This is a genomic window from Alteromonas halophila, from assembly GCF_014651815.1.
Taxonomy (GTDB): domain Bacteria; phylum Pseudomonadota; class Gammaproteobacteria; order Enterobacterales; family Alteromonadaceae; genus Alteromonas; species Alteromonas halophila.
This window is the reverse complement of the sequence record NZ_BMXP01000001.1, coordinates 123,487-141,241: the sequence shown is the minus strand read 5'-3', so window position 1 is coordinate 141,241 and position 17,755 is coordinate 123,487. Positions and strand designations below refer to the sequence as shown.

19 protein-coding genes and 1 tRNA gene are annotated in these 17,755 nt (G+C 51.4%); 6 read left to right on the top strand and 14 right to left on the bottom strand.

Annotation, left to right across the window (positions count from 1 at the left end; translation table 11 throughout):
- Positions 1-34 precede the first annotated feature (34 nt).
- Positions 35-1,021, top strand: coding sequence for a hypothetical protein (locus IE054_RS00675; protein ID WP_189403165.1), 987 nt, complete (start codon positions 35-37; stop codon positions 1,019-1,021).
- Here the strand turns inward: IE054_RS00675 and flgL are convergent.
- The 13 genes from flgL to IE054_RS00610 form a co-directional block, all read right to left on the bottom strand.
- A complete protein-coding gene (gene flgL / locus IE054_RS00670) occupies positions 989-2,218 on the bottom strand; it encodes a flagellar hook-associated protein FlgL (RefSeq protein ID WP_189403164.1) in 1,230 nt (409 codons plus the stop codon). The genes IE054_RS00675 and flgL overlap by 33 nt on opposite strands.
- Before the next feature lie 6 nt (positions 2,219-2,224).
- Positions 2,225-4,363, bottom strand: coding sequence for a flagellar hook-associated protein FlgK (gene flgK, locus IE054_RS00665; protein ID WP_229804957.1), 2,139 nt, complete (start codon positions 4,361-4,363; stop codon positions 2,225-2,227).
- Positions 4,364-4,365: 2 nt separating this feature from the next.
- Entirely contained in the window at positions 4,366-5,334 is a 969-nt protein-coding gene (gene flgJ, locus IE054_RS00660) for a flagellar assembly peptidoglycan hydrolase FlgJ (protein WP_189403163.1), read from the bottom strand.
- Position 5,335: 1 nt separating this feature from the next.
- Positions 5,336-6,448 (bottom strand): flagellar basal body P-ring protein FlgI, encoded by a 1,113-nt coding sequence (locus IE054_RS00655; RefSeq protein ID WP_189403162.1) that lies wholly within the window; start codon positions 6,446-6,448, stop codon positions 5,336-5,338.
- 9 nt (positions 6,449-6,457) lie between these two features.
- Positions 6,458-7,138 (bottom strand): flagellar basal body L-ring protein FlgH, encoded by a 681-nt coding sequence (gene flgH / locus IE054_RS00650; RefSeq protein WP_189403161.1) that lies wholly within the window; start codon positions 7,136-7,138, stop codon positions 6,458-6,460.
- An 11-nt stretch (positions 7,139-7,149) separates the two neighbouring features.
- Positions 7,150-7,938 (bottom strand): flagellar basal-body rod protein FlgG, encoded by a 789-nt coding sequence (flgG, locus tag IE054_RS00645; RefSeq protein WP_189403160.1) that lies wholly within the window; start codon positions 7,936-7,938, stop codon positions 7,150-7,152.
- Between the two features lie 45 nt (positions 7,939-7,983).
- On the bottom strand, positions 7,984-8,727 hold the full coding sequence (gene flgF, locus IE054_RS00640) for a flagellar basal-body rod protein FlgF (protein ID WP_189403159.1): 744 nt from the start codon (positions 8,725-8,727) through the stop codon (positions 7,984-7,986).
- Between the two features lie 137 nt (positions 8,728-8,864).
- Positions 8,865-10,253: a flagellar hook protein FlgE gene (gene flgE / locus IE054_RS00635; RefSeq protein WP_189403158.1), complete on the bottom strand. Its 1,389-nt coding sequence runs from the start codon at positions 10,251-10,253 to the stop codon at positions 8,865-8,867.
- Positions 10,254-10,268: 15 nt separating this feature from the next.
- Positions 10,269-10,961, bottom strand: coding sequence for a flagellar hook assembly protein FlgD (locus IE054_RS00630; RefSeq protein ID WP_189403157.1), 693 nt, complete (start codon positions 10,959-10,961; stop codon positions 10,269-10,271).
- Between the two features lie 30 nt (positions 10,962-10,991).
- Positions 10,992-11,414 carry a flagellar basal body rod protein FlgC gene (gene flgC, locus IE054_RS00625; RefSeq protein ID WP_189403156.1) on the bottom strand — a complete coding sequence of 141 codons (423 nt, stop codon included), beginning with the start codon at positions 11,412-11,414 and terminating at the stop codon, positions 10,992-10,994.
- Complete coding sequence (flgB, locus tag IE054_RS00620) at positions 11,414-11,824, bottom strand: flagellar basal body rod protein FlgB (protein WP_189403155.1); 411 nt, start codon at positions 11,822-11,824, stop codon at positions 11,414-11,416. Before flgB ends, flgC begins: the two co-directional genes overlap by 1 nt.
- A gap of 70 nt (positions 11,825-11,894) precedes the next feature.
- Positions 11,895-12,728 (bottom strand): CheR family methyltransferase, encoded by an 834-nt coding sequence (locus IE054_RS00615; protein ID WP_189403154.1) that lies wholly within the window; start codon positions 12,726-12,728, stop codon positions 11,895-11,897.
- A gap of 15 nt (positions 12,729-12,743) precedes the next feature.
- Positions 12,744-13,673, bottom strand: coding sequence for a chemotaxis protein CheV (locus tag IE054_RS00610; protein ID WP_189403153.1), 930 nt, complete (start codon positions 13,671-13,673; stop codon positions 12,744-12,746).
- A gap of 234 nt (positions 13,674-13,907) precedes the next feature.
- Here IE054_RS00610 and flgA point away from each other — a divergent pair, with 234 nt between their 5' ends.
- The 3 genes from flgA to flgN all read left to right on the top strand — a co-directional run bounded on the left by flgA (position 13,908) and on the right by flgN (position 15,520).
- Positions 13,908-14,597 (top strand): flagellar basal body P-ring formation chaperone FlgA, encoded by a 690-nt coding sequence (gene flgA / locus IE054_RS00605; protein ID WP_229804956.1) that lies wholly within the window; start codon positions 13,908-13,910, stop codon positions 14,595-14,597.
- A gap of 150 nt (positions 14,598-14,747) precedes the next feature.
- Complete coding sequence (gene flgM / locus IE054_RS00600) at positions 14,748-15,080, top strand: flagellar biosynthesis anti-sigma factor FlgM (RefSeq protein WP_189403151.1); 333 nt, start codon at positions 14,748-14,750, stop codon at positions 15,078-15,080.
- A gap of 11 nt (positions 15,081-15,091) precedes the next feature.
- Positions 15,092-15,520, top strand: a complete 429-nt coding sequence (gene flgN, locus IE054_RS00595; RefSeq protein ID WP_189403150.1) for a flagellar export chaperone FlgN — start codon at positions 15,092-15,094, stop codon at positions 15,518-15,520.
- A 23-nt stretch (positions 15,521-15,543) separates the two neighbouring features.
- Here flgN and IE054_RS00590 read toward each other — a convergent pair whose 3' ends face one another.
- Positions 15,544-16,035, bottom strand: a complete 492-nt coding sequence (locus IE054_RS00590; RefSeq protein WP_189403149.1) for an LPP20 family lipoprotein — start codon at positions 16,033-16,035, stop codon at positions 15,544-15,546.
- Positions 16,036-16,285: 250 nt separating this feature from the next.
- On the opposite strand from IE054_RS00590, the gene IE054_RS00585 reads away from it, so the two are divergent.
- Together IE054_RS00585 and IE054_RS00580 are read left to right on the top strand one after the other, a co-directional pair.
- Positions 16,286-17,494 carry a flagellar assembly protein T N-terminal domain-containing protein gene (locus IE054_RS00585; protein WP_189403148.1) on the top strand — a complete coding sequence of 403 codons (1,209 nt, stop codon included), beginning with the start codon at positions 16,286-16,288 and terminating at the stop codon, positions 17,492-17,494.
- A 61-nt stretch (positions 17,495-17,555) separates the two neighbouring features.
- Positions 17,556-17,631 (top strand) — tRNA-Arg (locus tag IE054_RS00580).
- Positions 17,632-17,755: the final 124 nt, after the last annotated feature.

The window sequence follows — 17,755 nt, the reverse complement described above, 5'->3', positions numbered from 1 at the left end:
CGTATTTTTAAGTACTTGCCTCAAAAGGCTTTTTATGCAGAAACTTCGAACAGAAAAAATTCAACGTATCTCGTCCGGCTTCGCTCACTGCGCCTTTACCGACCTGATTGCATGCCCGGATCGCCCCGGTCATTTGCTCTGTGCCTATCGGGTTGCACACCATCATATGAGCCAGGATGGCTATATAGAGGTAGCCCTGCTGTCCTCTGCCGGGACACTACTGCATCGTCAGCGTCTGCATCTTTCAGGCTGGGATCTGCGCGATCCACAATTTAGTATTGATGATCGCAACAGGCTGTGGCTTACCGCCTACGCCAAGTCATTTCACCCGGATGGGACGGTTTCCCGCTCTCGCAATATAAGCTGGTTCTCCGCTAATGGTGATAGCTGGTCTGGTATGCACTGGTTTGGCGAGAATCGATGGTGGTTGTGGCGCCTGGTATGGCGGAATCAGCATGCCTACAGTCTTGCCTATCAGCGCAAAGCCCGCCGACTGGATTTGTTTGTGGGTCATCCCGGCAAAGCTATGCACCGTGACGTACAGGGTGTACTAAAGGAGACGCACCCGGACAACGCGTTTCCCAACGAAACAGAGCTGCATTTTGATGCAGACGGCACGTTGTGGGCGCTGGCCAGACGGGATGGGGGCAACATGCACGCGCAGCTCGGCTGGGCGACACCGCCATACCGACGCTGGTCATGGACTGAGTTGGATCGCTACATTGGCGGGCCGGCCTGGTTGCCGTTTGGCAATTCACACATGCTGGTATGTGGCCGTGACTTTTCGAGTAACAGCGTATCAAGCAAGCTGTGGTTATTGCAGTTGACTACCGGCAAACTGGAGGTTCTCACCACCCTGCCCTCAGCAGGCGACACCAGCTATCCCGGCCTGGTTCTGGATGGAGATACGCTTTATATTTCCTACTACTCCTCGCACATCGACGCCTGTGCGCGAGTTTACCTTGCCAGCCTGACTGGACTGACCGGATTACGAAATATAGTCAAACAGCGAGAGGTTTGACACCCGGGGGAAAGACGCCAGCGCTGCCTGCAGTGCGGTTTCCTGCCGGGAAAACTCAGCAGAAGCTTCGGCGTAATCGACATCTTCAATGGAAGAGCGGGCTTCTTTCGCGGCAATCTCCAGATCCAGGTTGGTTTCGTAGATCGACTCCGCCGTGTTCAGCCGCCCCCCGATGGAAGATTGCTCCAGCGCCACTTTCTCCATGCCATTGTCCAGCCCAATCAACGCATCATCAATGGCCTGCTGGTAATCATCCTGGGGCAGTCCTGGCGTGGACAGTGCCTCGTACAAGTCGTTTACGGTTTCCGCAAGATTTTTCTTTTGCGGCTGGTCAAGTTCAAAGTCAACGGTGTCTCCGACACCCGCTGTTATCGAAAACTGCATACCCTGAATGGTGAAAGGCTCACCCGACGTAAAGTCAGAGGTTCCAAAGGAGACACCGGATACTGCGTTTGTCAGCTCGACCTGCCCGCCTCCCTGCACCGTCAGTGTGAATTCATTGTTGGTGGCATCATTGCCGTCGTAGTTCGCGTTGTAGAAGGTATCAAAGGTAGCTTGCTCAGACACTCTGGCATTGTTAACGGTGGCACCGGCAGAGCTCCCCGTCACACTGTAGTCGAGCCTGGCCAGGACATTTTCGAACACTTCCTGGCCACTGGTGGATGACTGAATACGGGCACTGTCTGCAACCTGTACAAAGTTGTTGCCGCCGTCTCCGGCAAACGTAATGGTGTTACCTGTTGCCGACGTATTCATCGTAAACGCCTGAGTGCCGGCCTGATGACCTGAATAGATATAGTTGCCATCGGCATCCTGACTGTTCATCAGATCTAACATCTCATCTCTGAGCTGCTTCAGTTCCGATGCAATGGCCTTGCGATTGGCGTCCGTTAGAATTCCCGACCCTGCTTGTAATGTCAGGACCCGTGCCCGTTTAGCGGTTTCAGTAACATTATCCAGTACGGCTTCCTGTTGTTCCAGCGAGCCGGTCAGCAGGTCATTGTTGCGCTGAAACTGCTTGAGTTGATCCAGCTCTTCGGTAAAGCGGATCACTTTTGCCGCACCAACCGGATCATCAGACGGGCTGTTAAGCTTTTTGCCCGTAGAGAGTTCCTGCTGCGTCTCTACCAGCCCTTGCTGATTATCCATGATGGCACGGATATTCTGATTGTAGATCTGGTTTGTAGAAATACGCATTTTACGTTACCTGGCTGCTGACAGAATGGTATTGAACAAATCTTGCGCAGTGGACAATATCCGGGCTGACGCTGCATACGATTGCTGGAAGCGGATAAGGTTTGCCGCCTCTTCATCAAGATTCACACCGGATACAGAATCAAACCAGTTCTCCGACTGCACTTTCATGGCTTGTGCTGCCTTCAGTGATGTATCGGCCGTTGCCGCATCTTCTCCAACCCGACCAACCAGTGAGGCATAGGCATCGTGCATACTGCGTGGCTCATTGGTAGGCTCACTGCTGGTTTGGACAAGGTTGGCATCCTGAAGTTCAGCCATTGCCAGCGCGTTGGTATTATCGGCAAAACCATTGGTGTTATAACTGATATTAAACGTATCACCGGCCCGGGGGATCCCTTCCAGACTCACATCATAACCGGGATAGTCATCCAGCGCCGAAAATGCCCCGGGCCAGGCCGGGCCTGCGCCACTTGCCTCAGCCTGTGCCAGCAAGTTGTCGTAATCGGTAATACCAGACACGCTGGTAATGGTATTAGGTGGCGAAGCCCCGTCGAGCACGTCAAAGCTGTCGGCTGCGGTAAACCGGATTTGCACCGGCGCGCCGACCGTAGCACTGGGGGCGCCTGGCAATTCATTGAGCCCACCTGCCCCATCGAAGGCGGATTCATTGGCGCCTACGTTGGTATTGGTCACGCGCACATTCGCAATGGCTGCATCGCCAAGATTACCGGAACCGGGCTGTACCCGAATAGGTGACGCAAACGCCAGATCCTCTGGCCGGTTGGTGTTAAGTTCAATGTCAGATGCAGCACTTTTAGTGGGTTGCAGTAAAAATTCATTACCCACGCTGTAACCCGATGCATCGGTAAAATCAATTTCAACACCGCCGGGTAACTCGGTAAATCCGGTCGCGTTGATAGCAATCCCCGTGTATTCCAGATCCGCACCCGAGGCGTCCTTTTTAACGCTGCCATCGCCGTTAAGTAACTGAATGGTCACCTCATCAGGCACGCCAGCACCGGTTACACTGGTTACCTCAATGCGATAGTCGGCATCTGTCAGTTCATTGCCTTTTCCGGCAGTAACCTGACCATCTACTGACAGGTTGCCAGGGGTACCATCATAGGGAAGACCCTCAACAACGGGCAGTGTAAACAGATCGCCGCCTAGCTGTCCGTCCAGATCCATGCCCAGATTATTCTGGGTATTCATGGCATCGGCAAAAGCCAGGCCCAGTTGCCCTACATCACGTTGTGCCGGGCCTAGTACCTCATCACGAAAGCGGAACAAGCCACCCAGCGTTCCGCCCAGATTCGATTCATCCAGATTAATGGTGGTCTGGTTGGTGGGCGGATTCACCTCGTTAGCCAGTTGCAACTCTTTAAAGCTTAAGTCGGCATCGGAACTTACCTGCACCACATTAAACGACCCGTTTTCCAGCACCAGCGAATCACCGGATTTCAGATTTACCGCGATCGCGCCTTTCTGTGTTGTGCTCTCGCGCACATCAATGGCCATAATAGAGGCCAGCTCTTTAACGGCTTCATCTCGCTCGTTTAACAGCGCGGTTGGCTGATCGCCACGTGACAGGTTGCCATACGCCACCTGTACCGCTTCATTGAGCTGACCGATATTTTTTATCAGTGAATTCGCGCGTTCCACCTCACTGGCGAATTCCAGATTGAGCTGCTCTTCTTTTTCGGCCATATAATTGTTTAAGGTATCCATACGGCGCAGCATGGCCTCGGCACCTGATAGTACCTGCTCGCGGGACGCCAGATTGGTAGGATCATCGGCCGCCGTTTGCAACGACGCAAAGTATTCACTCAGGCCGGTCGCCAACGAGTTGGCTTCGTTGGCCAGCATATTATCCATTCGGTCTGTATGCCCGGTGAAGGCTTCGAGTTCTGCTACCGCAGTCGTATCCCGGCGCAGCTGATTTTGCGCAAACACATTAATCAGCCGTTCTGTCGCACCGATTTCAACACCATAGACATTACTGTTGTCCATTTGAGTGCGCTCACGCACATAGCCTTCGGTGTTAACATTGGCGATATTCCGGCTGGTAGTTTGCAGCAGTTTATTACTGGCCGTTACCCCACTTGAGGCTATGGAAAAAAGATCAGCGCCATTAATACCCGACATAATTATTCTCCGCGTCCGTTATCAGGCAGCATGCTGTTGAGCCTGTCACCGTTGTAGACCGACATAATTTTCTCAGCATAAGTGGGATCAGTGGCATAGCCGGCCTGTTGCAGTGATTCTGCGTAGCCTCTGGCATTAGTGCCCTGTTCTAAGGCCTGCTGATAACGCGGCTGCCCGGCAATAAATTTACCGTAATCCCGCACCGCCTCATTCAGTGAATCATAGGCCCGGAATGCCGCTTTCTGGCGGCGTGGGACATCGCCGGTAAATTCAAGCGTATCAACCACTGCTGCGCGCCCCTGCCAGTCACCCGACGCTTTAATGCCAAACAGGTTATGACTGCTGTTCCCCTGTTTGTCATGGATGACAAACTTTCCCCAGCCGGTTTCAACCGCGGCCTGAGAAATAATGGCCTTAGGATCAACACCCAACTCTTTTGCGACCTGCTCTGCATGCGGCCTGATTGCCGCCACAAAGTCTTGCGGTGTTTCGAACATGGCGGCTTTATGCGCCGACGGGCTGCCTTTACTCGCTGAGTCGAGCATGTTTTGTGTGACTGTATTGACAGCATCACGGCTGGCCTGATTAACCGGATTGAGATTACCGTCGCTGCGTACCAGGCTACCGGGTGTATAGCTGTCATCCTGCTGACCCAACTGCTTCACAATCAGATCGGCCAGTCCCATTCCCTTCCCCGACGACAGATCGGTGGCAAGTTGTTGATCATGCATGTCACGGTAGAACTTCATTTGTTCAGAATTAAACGGGCTGTTCTCATCCGACAGTGCATCCTGCGCCTTGCGCATTGATTTAAGCATCATTTGCACGAAGATCGCTTCAAACTGATTGGCCGCCTCTCTGAGCACTTTGTCATCACCCGAGGCGATGGCTTCACGCATTTTATTAATGCTGCCAAGGTCATGCACATTACGTGACATTTCAAGCTGACTTTGCGTGTTAATCGGTTCCATATCAGATCACCACCAGTTCGCCGCGCAATGCGCCAGCCTGACGCAGTGCTTCTAAGATAGCCATCAGGTCACCCGGCGCGGCGCCAACTTCGTTCACGGCGCGTACCAGATCATCCAACGTTGTACCCGGCTCAAACTTAAACATGCGGCTGTCAGCCAAATCCACATCGACAATTGACTGCGTAGTAACGACCGTTTCGCCTTCCGCCAGTGCATTGGGTTGAGATACCTGCTGATTCTCTGAAATGGTTACGGTCAGGCCGCCATGGGTAATTGCGGCAGGCAGCAATTGCACGTCACGACCAATCACGATGGTACCGGTACGGCTGTTTATCACCACACGCGCCGGCGCATCAGCAGGCGTAAACTGAAAGTTTTCAAGCGTTGCCAGAAAACCGACCCGCTGACCAATGTCGCGGGGGGCGGTAACCCGCACAGATGCAGCATCAACCGGTGTTGCGATCACATACCCCTGATCAGGCTGCGCGCCCAGTTTTTGATTGATGGTATCTGCCAGACGCTTGGCCGTGGAAAAATCCGGGTAATGAAGATTAAGCGTGAGGCTGTCGCCACTGGCAAACCCGGACGGCACAGCCTGCTCGACCATAGCGCCATTGGGGATACGACCTACAGTCGGCGTGTTCACTACGACCCGAGAGCCATCAGCCCCCTCTGCGCCGAAACCACTAACTACCAGACTGCCCTGGGCGACCGCATAGACCTTGCCATCGACGCCCTTGAGGAACGTCTGTAACAGCGTTCCACCCTGCAGACTGCTGGCTTCACCCACCGACGATACGGTCACATCTATCGTCTGGCCGGGTTTAGTGAAAGCCGGAAGCTCAGCATGCACGGCGACGGCCGCGACATTCTTGATTTTCGGTTTTACCGTTGAGTCAATGCTAATGCCAAAGTTGGTCAGCATAGTTCGGAAACTTTGTTCGGTAAACGGGCTTTGCTCACCGGTACCGGGTAACCCGACCACCAGCCCGTAGCCAATCAGCTGATTACTTCTGACCCCCTGAATGCTGGCCACATCCTTAATACGCTGAGCGTAGCAGCTGATGGATGTCAGCAGTATCGCGGTCACGAAAAACGTTAAAAATGTTTTCATCTCAGACTCCTACAACGGCCACCACTTAGATGAAAAGAAACGGGTCAGCCAGCCTTTTTCCTGCGCCCGGGCAAACGAGCCGGTGCCGCTGTACTGAATGCGAGCATTGGCAATTTTGGTCGAAATTATCTCGTTGTCCGGGCTGATATCAGCAGGGCGCACAATACCGGTGAGACGAATATATTCGTCACCGTGGTTAAGTGTCAGCCATTTTTCACCACGGATCACCAGGTTCTGATTCGGCAGCACATCGACCACCGTCACCGATATGGCACCATTTAAACTGTTGCTCTGGTTAGCCTGCGCGTCGCCGGCAAACTCCTGACTGCCACTTAGCCCAAGCTGAATTGACTCATTGCCGATATTAATCGCCTGTCCGCCCAGGCCAGTTACCGGCTGCAAATCCACGTTACTGTCTTTGGACGTCGTCGTCCCTGCTGTTTTCGTTGCATTGGTATTTTCGTTCAGCGTAACGGTAATAATGTCACCCACCCGTCTGGCGGTAACATCTGAATACAGGCTGTTTGCCATATGCGGTCTGAAAAGTGCGCCATCTTCAACAATCTGATCGCGCGGATAATTTGGCACGACAGGTGCGAACATGGGGTCATTAGCCTGTACAGGCGGTTGCGACGTACTGGCGCACGCACTGACCAACATTAACACCATAACCAAGCTTAGATAGCGCATAATATTACCTGTTAAAGTTGCTGGATGACCTGACCAAGCATCTGGTCCACCGATGAAATTACTTTGGAATTCATCTCGTACAGACGCTGGCTTTCAATCAGGTTGACCAGCTCTTCGGTGACGTTCACGTTAGAGGTTTCAAGCGTTCCCTGTGATATCGTACCTAACCCCTGCAGGCCAGGGATCCCCTGTATTGGTGCTCCGCTTACTGCGGTTTCCACAAACAGGTTCTGACCCACAGGTTGCAAACCACTCGGGTTAATAAAGTCAGACACATTGATTTGGCCCAGCACCTGCGGTTCAGCCTGCCCACGGATTGTCGCACTGACCTCGCCATCCTGAGAGATTGTGATTTGATGGGCATCTTCAGGCACCGCAATTTCCGGTTGCAGCAAAAAGCCTGCACCAGGCGTCACGATTTGCCCCTGATCATTGAGCGAGAACTGACCGTTACGGGTGTAGGCTATCGTGCCGTCGGGCTGCAGTATTTCAAAGTAACCACGCCCCTGAATAGACATATCCAGCGCATTTTCGGTAGTTTGCAGGTTACCCTGCGTATGCGCTTTTTGGGTTGCGACAACTTTCGAGCCCGAGCCAAGCATAAGGCCGGAGGGCATTTCGGTATCGGCAGACGAGCGCCCGCCCGGCTGATTTATGTTCTGATAGAGCAAATCTTCAAAAATTGCGCGGTCTTTTTTAAAACCGACAGTCGAGGCGTTAGCCAGGTTGTTCGAGACCACCGACACATCGGTTTGTGCTGCATCTAAGCCGGTTTTACTGATCCATAATGCTGGATGCATATCCCCCTCCCACGTTGCTGTTGTAATGCAACCTGTCGTCGTTAATTAAATAATTCTCAGCAGCATATTGCCGCGCTGATCCAATGATTCGGCCTGCTTCATCATTTTCACCTGCATTTCGTAATGACGTTGCTGACTCATCATGCTGACCATTTCATCAATGGCGTTAACGTTAGAGCCTTCCAGCATGCCTGACATGACTCTGACATTTTCGTCGGCCTGGGCCACAACGCCGTCCTGACGCCGGAACAGACCATCGGTGCCACGCTCAATTTCGCGAACGTCAGGGTTAACCAGCTTGATCCGGCCAACCTCTTCAGACACGTTTTCAGGGGCACCAAGCGGTCGCGTGGAAATTGTGCCATCGTTGGCAATATCGAGATTGTCCAGCGGTACGGGCAGATAAATAGGCCCGTTATCGCCCAACACCACATTGCCGTTCACATCTGTCAATATTCCGTCGTCCCCCAACTGGAAGTTACCATTACGGGAGTAGGCCTCGCCGCCGGTTTCATCCTGCACGGCAAACCAGCCGTTGCCCTGTACGGCAACATCCAGCTCACGACCGGTTTTTATCATCGGGCCGGATTCATAGTTGTTGCCGGGGCTTTCGGTTACCGAGAAGACACGAGACGGCAAACCTTCGCCGTAAGCCGGCATTGCTCTTGCCTGCTCAAGCTGCGCCTTAAAGCCTGTGGTTTGCGCATTGGCCAGGTTGTTGGCGCGAACACTGGTGCCCATAAGGTCTTGTTTAGCGCCACTGGCAGCGATATAGAGTAGTTTATCCATGACTGTCTTTTGACGATAGTGAATGAATTACCATCAATACTTGCAATACCAGTGCCAAAAGATAACTTTTTGGGAAAAGCAAACGGGCAGGCATAAAAAAGGCCGCGTGTATCGCGGCCTTCCACAGTATTAAGACACTATCGGATATTAAGAATAGTCTGGTTAAGCTGGTTATTGACTTCCAGTGCCCGCGAGTTGGCCTGGAAGTTTCGCTGAGCAATGATCATATCAATCAGCTCGGTGGTCAGGTTCACGTTCGCCTGCTCCAGTGCCGAGGAATTAATCTCGCCAAAGGTACCGGTTGTCGCTTCACCAGCCAGCGCTTCACCTGACTCTATACTCTCCTGCCACTGCGTCGAGTTTTGCTGCGTCAGGCCCTGTTCATTGGCGAACCGGACCAGTGCTACACGCACAATTGGCTCAGAGGTACCATTAGAAAAAGTCGCACGCACCAGACCGTCAGCACCGATATCAATACCGGTAAGCCGCCCTACCGGCAAACCATCCTGCTCCAGTGACGTCACTTCAAAACCCGATGCAAACTGGGTGGGCTCATTGGGTGTTGCCGAGCCAGGTGTCAGGTTAAAGTCAATGGTGATTTGCTGCGCATCATCCGACCCATTAGACAGGATCCCCGGTCCCAGTGCCTCTGTCTGAATTTTAAAATCCAGCGCGGTATTACCGTCAGCAGATTCAATACCAATAAAGTCGCCACCTTCACTGAATTGCAGTTTTGCAGCACTGACTTCGCTGCCCGCCGCAGCATTGCCAATTGCGTGCGTCGCGGTCGTCGGATCGGAATCTGACCCATCGGCGTTGGTCATATCGACCAGTTGATCATCCACGGCTGTCGCCACATACCACTCGTTATCTACGGCAGGGTCATTATCTTTGATAAAATAATACGTCATGACATGGCTGTCGCCGAGCGAGTCATACACCGTTACCGACGTAGAATCGTTGTAGGTTAGCGGATCGTCGGGGTCAAACTGTGCCGGATCCAGTGCCTGGTCACCTGCTGGCAGGTTCATGCGGATGTCCACTTCCGAGGTTTGCTGTGGCGAACCGGAAGAATCCGGGATCCGCACAGGCTCGGTAGTACTCAATGCAACCGACGCACTGGTGCCATCAGCATTCACCGGAAAGCCCAGCAGGTTGTCACCGTTGCTGTTAACCACAAAATTATTGTCATCAAGCTTAAACTGTCCGGCACGGGTAAACGAAAAGTCCCGCGAAGTGATTTCCGGTACGGTGGCAAAAAAGCCATTCCCGGTGATCGCCAAATCCAGCGCGGTATTGGTGAACTGCAGGCTGCCCTGCGAGAATTGCTGAGCCACATCCTGGGTCAGTACGCCGTCACCAACCTTGGTTTTGCCGCCCGCCAGCAACGAGGCCGCGTACACGTCACCAAACTCAGCCCGTGATTCTTTAAAGCCAACCGTGTTCACGTTGGCAATGTTATTGGCGGTGACATCCAAATCTTTTTGTGCTGCGGACACACCACTTAATGCGATATTAAAAGACATAGTTCACTTCTCCTGCTAACTACCGATTTGGATGACGTCTTCAAGGTTAATACTTACGTCACCGTCCAAATTCAAAATTACGCCCTGATTAGCGCCCGCCAGACTGACACTGCCGACATGACGATTCATGGCGGTAGAGATTTGCACTCCCTCACCGCCTACTTCACCCGTGGCAGAGACCACATACTGCCCCGGCGGCATAACATTGCCGCGCTGATCCGTGCCATCCCAGGCAAACTGAATATTGCCCGCGGTCTGGGTACCGGCATCAATAGTTTTGACAACTTCGCCGTACTGGTTCTGGATGGTAATTTCCATGTTCTGTACAGTTTCTTCGTTAACAACCACGCCGGAAATGCCTTCACCAGGCGCGCTCATCACGCCAACGTTGCCCTGCACCAGTACATCCTGGCCGATCAGGCTGGAGGCCTGTAGAGCCTGATTCGACGTCATTGACGTGGCAAAGTTATCGAACTTTTCATTCAGCGATGAGATGCCATCCGCCATCGTGAAGGATGTCATTTGCGCAACCATCTGATCATTGTCCACCGGTTTGGTCGGATCCTGATTAGACAGTTGCTCGGTCAGCATGGAGAAAAAATCTTCCTGTGACAGCTTTTGTTCTGAGCCGTCAGCGACCTTGACCTTTTCTTCCTGCCAGTAGAGATCATCTTTACTTTTGATCCCTTGGTTATCGATAGTATTCACGGTCAGTTCCTCTGTATCGACGACGGCAAATTATTGCCCGCTACCTAATTGCAGTACGCGACGAAAAATTCGTTTCGTTGTATCCGCAACCTGCACATTGGTTTCATAAGACTTTGAGGCTGATAACATGTTGGCCATCTCCTCAACCACGTTCACATTAGGCTTATAGATATAGCCATTTTCGTCAGCCAAAGGGTTATTGGGTGAGTATTCCACCTGCAGGGGAGCATCACTCTCGACAATGCCTTTTACATGCACACCGACACCTTTTCCCTGATCCTCTGTAGCGCGCTGTAATTCTGCAGCAAACACCGGTTGACGGGCGCGGTAGGTTTCGTTGTAGCTGCTGCTGACACTGTTGGCATTGGCTATGTTACTGGCAGTGGTATTCAGACGAACACTTTCCGCCTCCATGCCGGTACTGGATATCGACATCACGTTAAATAAACTCATTAGGCTTGTCCTCCACCACTGATTGCCTTCTTCATGCCTTTTACTTTTCCATTTAAGAACTCAATACTGGCCTGGTACCGCATGCCGTTATCAAGAAACTTATTCCGTTCCTGCTGCACTTCGACAGTGTTACCATCTCCGGTATCCGGCTGGCTGGGAATTCGGTATTGCAATTCGTGGGCGGAAATTGAGCGCCCCTGCATATGCTTGTCGTTGGTACGCACCAGTTCATGGCCACTGGACTGCTTAGCCTGAGCAGATTTCATTGCTGCGTTAAAATCGATATCACGGGCTTTGTAACCAGGTGTATTGGCATTGGCCAGATTCCCGGCGATCACTTCCATCCGCTCGGTGCGGATATTCACTGCGTTGTGATGAAAAGCGGTCAGTTTGTCAAGATTAATAGCCATAGCGCACTCTCCTACATTTCACAGGACACGTGCAAATGGAGTGCCAATAATTATATTGAAGGGCTAGAGCTCAGGTTTTACGTTGATAATAAAGGCCGGGATGGCATTTAATCATCGAGAACAGCTCACCGGCACTGCTGATGGATTCTGATGCACCGAGGAAAAGTATGCCGTTTGACTGCAGTGAAGCGGCAATTTGTTGCAGTATCTTTTGTTTGACGGCGCCAGAGAAGTAGATTAGCACATTACGGCAAAACACCACGTCGAACCGGCCAAGCCCGGCGTAGGTATGTAGCAGGTTCAGGCTTTTAAACGACACCATCCGTCTGACGTCCGGCTTAACCTGCAGCAAACCACTGGCGTGAGGTTGAAAGTAGGTATCGCGTCGTTGCGGTGACAATCCTCTGGCCAGCGAAAGTTCATCATAAACACCCTCTTCGCACTTTTTCAGCATGGTTGAGGATAAGTCTGTCGCAACGATTTCTATGCCGCTTCGAAACGCGCCAGGATTCTGACGTTTGTATTCCAGCACTGACATGGCAATTGAATACGGCTCCTGTCCGGAAGAACAGGCAGCGCTCCAGATTCTAATCCGCTGCTGTTTGCTGGCAAGCGCAGGCAGGATATCTTTCACCAGTAAGTTGAACGGGTAATTATCCCTGAACCACAGTGTTTCATTGGTGGTCATGGCGTCAATCACGCGTTGTAACAGTACTCTCTCACGACCGCTGGTAGCAGCGCGAATTAAGTCGTCCAGGTTGTCGTAGTCAAATTCGTACAACAATGCAGACAGCCGGCTGCGCACCAGGTACTGTTTATTGTCCCCAAGGACGATACCACATTGTTTTTCGAGGAACTGGCCGAAAGACCGGTAGCAGTCCTGTGATACTTCTTTATTTTTCAACCCTGAAAGGCTCCGTTACTCGCATTCAGTCTGCAGCCATTTTTGTACCGCCGTTGCCAGCTCGTCCGGATGGAACTTGGCAATAAAATCATCAGCGCCAACCTTCTGAACCATTGCCTGATTAAAGACCCCGCTTAAGGAGGTATGCAGCACAACATGCAGTTTCTGCAGCTCGGGTGTATTTTTTATCTCTGCTGTCAGTGTGTAACCGTCCATTTCCGGCATCTCTATATCAGACACCAGCACGCCCACTCTGTTAGTTACATCACCATATTCTTCAGCAATTTGTTTCAGCCGTTTGAGGGCTTCCAGCCCGTTTTTTGCCACCTCGATTTCCAGGCCCAGCGAAGTAAGTGCTTTTTTCACCTGACTGCGTGCAACCGACGAGTCGTCAGCGATAAAGATAATTTTGTCTTCATGCCCGTCGGTCGTCAGGCCCGCAGCCACGCCTTCACTCACTTCAGCATTCAACGGCGAAATTTCGTTCAGGATTTTTTCTACGTCCAGAATTTCAATCAGTTCATTTTCGACTTCGGTAACGGCTGTCAGATAACTGGCACGACCGGTACCTTGTGGCGGGGGCATGATTGCGTCCCAGTTGGTATTGATGATGCGCTCGACTGAGCCCACCAGAAACCCCTGCACAGACCGGTTATATTCAGCAATCACAATAAAGGCACTGCTGAGATCCTCGATGCGTTTGCCGCCAGTCGCCATACTTAAATCAATAACTGAAATGGTCTGACCGCGAATGTGCGCCACACCGCGCACCAGAGAGTTGAGCTTCGGTATCGATGTCAGTTTAGGACATTGCAGCACCTCTCTGACTTTAAATACGTTAATGCCAAATCGCTGCCGACCGTTTAATCGGAACAGTAAAAGTTCAAGACGGTTCTGTCCAACCAACTGTGTACGCTGATTAACTGAGTCTAGAATTCCGGACATGCGTCACCTCTGCAAAATACTGGGCATGAACATTGCGTACCCATTTAATAAAACCATAACACCAATCTGTACGCTGTAAAACGCCAGAAAAATGACGTTTGTATTTCATTTGCCGGGCAATCTGCCGGGTTGGCGCAGCGAAAATGGGTGGTTTAAAGACGTTTATTAATCATAGACAAAATGACATCAACTGAACACGAAAATGTGACTATGGATAACCTAAAGTATACCAACATGAAATCTGTACTTTGCCTGATACTTTTCATCCTGTGTGCAATGATGGTGCTGCCTGTTCAGGCAACGCAGCGTCATACCACCATTGAGCAGGGGGTCGAACGTTATTTGCTGGACGCTTTGGCGGGGTCGCAAGCGGATACCAACGTGCAGGTCGAGGTTGTCGGTATCGATAGCCGGATAGCTATCCCCGAATGCGCCGAAGGTTTCACATACCATGCCGATGATGATGCACTGGCTCAGTCTTACATTTCGGTGCGTGTCAGCTGCCGAAACAATGACTGGTATTTATTTTCCAGTGCGCAGGTATCGAGAACGCGGCAAATTGTGGTGACCGCAGGAATGATAAGTCCGGGAACGGTTTTATCTGCAGAAAATTTGCAATTGGCCGATATTGATGTGAAGCGGTTACGTCATACTGCTTACTCTGGCATGGAACAGTTAATTGGTGCCCGTATGAAACGCCGGGTGCGTGAAGGCAGCCCGGTACAGGCAAATATGCTATGCTTTGTTTGTAAAGGTGATCGTATTACAATTACCGCCAGAACTGCTGGCATGCAGGTGAAAACATCAGGCATTGCGCAGCAGGATGGTGTTGTAGGTGACACCATTGAGGTGGTGAATGCCAGCTCGAAAAAGTCAGTTATTGCCGAAGTAGCGAGTGCTCAAACGGTTGTTGTAAACCTTTAAGCCTTTGTTTTACGTAGGTAGTTTCGCATGCTCGGAGTAAACAGGAAAAACGGCTGACAGTAGTGACGTTTTTTCTTCAAAAACCGCTAAAGTATTGGTATTTGGAGCCGATAACATAACCGAGGATGAGAAAGGTAGTGGGTTTTTTATATGGCAATTAACAACGTTAATAACAATGGCGTATCTAATAAGGCGCCGTTGGACAATGCAAAGGTTAACCAGCAAAACCAGAATCAGGCTGCACAACAGCAAACTGTGGCTAAATCTGCCGTTGGTAGTGCACCGCGTCAGGACAGTGTTTCACTGACACAGTCGGCTCAGCAGTTAAGTCAGGTTCAAAAGCGCAGTGCAGAAGCACCGGTTAACCAGGAAAAGGTCGATAAATTAAAGAAAGCCATTGAAAGCGGTGAATACCGTGTTAATCCGGAATCGCTGGCAAATAAAATTGCCAAGATGGAATCCGAGATCTTTGGCAAATCCTAGGTAAACAATAGATGCAGTCACTCCAGTCGCTGCTAAGTCAGCAAATTGATCACCTGAAATCACTTGTCAGTCTGCTGGAGGCTGAGTTGCACCATATCAGCAGTCGCGACGCCGAGGCGCTCATGGCTCTGCTGGAGAGCAAATCCGAGGTGCTTGAAAATATTCAGAGCCTCGATGTTTCGATACAGAAAGCCTATACTGACGCGTCGGAAAATAACGCCATTGACGAAGACACCCAGGCGTTGCTTGACCAGGCACAAAGCCTCCTTGAGGATTGTAAATACCGTACTGAAATCAATCAAAAGGCCGTTGAACAAGGGCAGTTACGCCTGTCCCACTTACGTAACCTGATGCTTGAAGTTCGCGCTAAAGAATCATTAACCTACGATAAAAGCGGCAAACCCAAAGGCTCTAACCTTGGCCCGGGTGTCAGCGCTTAACGCACCTTCTCAAATCATTCGCCTCAGTAGTATTTAACATCTTTAACCCGACGTGGCTTTGCGGTCGTCAGATACAAATCGTAAACCCGCTGCATGTCCAGCTCCAGCTCTGTCGCGTATGTATCCTCACCCACAGGATAGGTTTTAATCACTCGTGCTCCGCGGATCACGCCCTCTACCGACGCTTTGAGGCTCTCATCCTTCACAACCATTGCAGACAGTGACTGCTGCCCCTCAATGCGCTGACCATAAACCTGTTCAGCAAGCTCTCGGTAAGCATCCAGCTTTGATGCCTTCATGGCCATGATGGTTTTAACCGAATCTGAGCTTCCCTGTTGTGAAGCGATGGGCGCGTAGCCTACAGCGTTAAGCACCGGATATGATTCTGGCTCCACTGTCTGCCACTCAACGTGCCGTGATAAAAACTGGCTGCACCCGGACAGGACGAACGCACCTATGAGTAAACAGCATAAAGAGGCTGCGCGTCGGTAATTTGATAGTATTAACGTCTTCATCTGAATTTACCTTTTTCAAAACCGGCGCAGCACTGTGCGCGGTTCAACTCTGTCACTTTTTACCCGAAACCTGCTGCAAGCAATGTGCCGACTTCATCACCGGCTTGTACAATCAGGAACGAAAAATGCAAAGGCCCTGTTAAAAGCGTATGCCTGACAGCAATAGTGCCAAAATCGTCAACTGAATGACGCCGTTGCTTGTCACTGTGCTGCGCATAGTTAGCCAAACCATCGGGATCGTGAGTAAGACATGTCATTGTTAGTACAATTGCAACCAACTCTGCGCGAAGTCGCACGCCTAGGCTCCCTGCGCTACCGCCTTAGTATTGCCATTTTATGGCTATTTCTGTTGCCGGTAGGGCAAGTATCTGCCGCCTGGTACGAAGCAAAAGGTCAGGCCCTGATCATTGATGGAGATAAGCCTGCAGCCCGTGAGGCTGCCACTCAGGAGGCCATCAAACAGGCTATGTTGTTCGCCGGTGCATCTGTGCGCAGTGTTCAGACACTAACTAACGGCCTGCTTGGCGATGATCGCCTGCAAATCAGCAGCAGTGGCGAGGTTGAACAGCTGGAGCTGGTGAATGAAGTCTGGCATAACGATTATGTTTCGGTGACGATTCGCGCCGATATCTTCCCGAAAACCAGTCATTGCAGTGTCGCCGCCTACCCAAAGAACCTGTCCACTACCGTCTTTCCGGTTCGAAATGCCCAGCATCTGCTTGAAGGTCAGATTAAACAACTCCCGGATGTGCTGGTCAGCCGACTGCAGCGGCGCTTTCAGGAGCAAAGTGAAAGTATTGGTATCAGCTATATTGCCCCCTACACGGCGCAATGGAGTAGTCCGCGCGTGGCAGGACAGGCGCCAGCCCTGGCCCGGCAAACCAAGACCCAGTATGTTATTGCGGCAGAAATTGACGATGTAAGCGTGGAGCGTCACGCAGGCTCAGCGCTGCGTTTCTGGGAAGGGGAGCGTGCTACCCGCTACTTCAGGTTATCGCTTAAAGTGATCGATGGTATGAATGGCGGCACCCTGTTGAATAAGCAATATCAGACGCAGGCGCCCTGGAAAGCTGATCGCTTTACCAATGTAGATGTGACATCTAGCGCATTCTGGCATTCTCCGTATGGCGATGCCGTGGATTCACTCATCAGCAATGTGGTAACCGATGTGACTGACGCTCTGGCCTGTCAACCGCTGACCGGGCGGGTTATCGAGGCGCAGGGTGAACAGCTTCAGGTATCCATTGGTCGCGATCATGGCTTACAAAAAGGCGATGAGCTTTACGTTTATAAGTCGCGGCAGGTAATTGATGCATTCGGACAAACCTTCCTGCAGTACAATGTTTACCCTGGCAAGGTGCAGGTCGTTGCCGCCTACGCGGATAACGCGACGGTAGAGGCCGTCGAAGGCACCATGCTCGGCAATATTCAGCCTAATGACTTTGTTGCCCGGCGCTGACAATCCCAGTTCCTACGGTTTCATCAGCGCCTGAAATGCTATATTATTCAGGCGCTAACACGTCCCCATAGTTTAACCGGATAAAACAAGAGCCTCCTAAGCTTTAGATCTGCGTTCGAGTCGCGGTGGGGATGCCAGTGTTACTATTTTGCGAGTAAGTACCAGGTCTTTCGCGGCAGCGGTGTCGCTCATTGTTATTCGTTTTATTTTCCTCTATATTACAATCGCGTCGTTAGCCAGCGATAACAATAACTAAAAGGA

Excerpts from the sequence above, each read along its gene's own strand:
- flgM (WP_189403151.1), top strand. The coding sequence starts at position 14,748 with ATGGCAATTAACAACGTTAATAACAATGGCGTATCTAATAAGGCGCCG.
- flgJ (WP_189403163.1), bottom strand. The coding sequence starts at position 5,334 with ATGGAACCGATTAACACGCAAAGTCAGCTTGAAATGTCACGTAATGTG.
- flgC (WP_189403156.1), bottom strand. The coding sequence starts at position 11,414 with ATGAGTTTATTTAACGTGATGTCGATATCCAGTACCGGCATGGAGGCG.
- flgN (WP_189403150.1), top strand. The coding sequence starts at position 15,092 with ATGCAGTCACTCCAGTCGCTGCTAAGTCAGCAAATTGATCACCTGAAA.
- flgL (WP_189403164.1), bottom strand. The coding sequence starts at position 2,218 with ATGCGTATTTCTACAAACCAGATCTACAATCAGAATATCCGTGCCATC.
- flgG (WP_189403160.1), bottom strand. The coding sequence starts at position 7,938 with ATGCATCCAGCATTATGGATCAGTAAAACCGGCTTAGATGCAGCACAA.
- flgK (WP_229804957.1), bottom strand. The coding sequence starts at position 4,363 with ATGTCGGGTATTAATGGCGCTGATCTTTTTTCCATAGCCTCAAGTGGG.
- IE054_RS00585 (WP_189403148.1), top strand. The coding sequence starts at position 16,286 with ATGTCATTGTTAGTACAATTGCAACCAACTCTGCGCGAAGTCGCACGC.
- flgH (WP_189403161.1), bottom strand. The coding sequence starts at position 7,138 with ATGCGCTATCTAAGCTTGGTTATGGTGTTAATGTTGGTCAGTGCGTGC.
- flgE (WP_189403158.1), bottom strand. The coding sequence starts at position 10,253 with ATGTCTTTTAATATCGCATTAAGTGGTGTGTCCGCAGCACAAAAAGAT.
- flgA (WP_229804956.1), top strand. The coding sequence starts at position 13,908 with ATGAAATCTGTACTTTGCCTGATACTTTTCATCCTGTGTGCAATGATG.
- IE054_RS00655 (WP_189403162.1), bottom strand. The coding sequence starts at position 6,448 with ATGAAAACATTTTTAACGTTTTTCGTGACCGCGATACTGCTGACATCC.
- IE054_RS00675 (WP_189403165.1), top strand. The coding sequence starts at position 35 with ATGCAGAAACTTCGAACAGAAAAAATTCAACGTATCTCGTCCGGCTTC.
- IE054_RS00610 (WP_189403153.1), bottom strand. The coding sequence starts at position 13,673 with ATGTCCGGAATTCTAGACTCAGTTAATCAGCGTACACAGTTGGTTGGA.
- flgF (WP_189403159.1), bottom strand. The coding sequence starts at position 8,727 with ATGGATAAACTACTCTATATCGCTGCCAGTGGCGCTAAACAAGACCTT.
- flgB (WP_189403155.1), bottom strand. The coding sequence starts at position 11,824 with ATGGCTATTAATCTTGACAAACTGACCGCTTTTCATCACAACGCAGTG.
- IE054_RS00590 (WP_189403149.1), bottom strand. The coding sequence starts at position 16,035 with ATGAAGACGTTAATACTATCAAATTACCGACGCGCAGCCTCTTTATGC.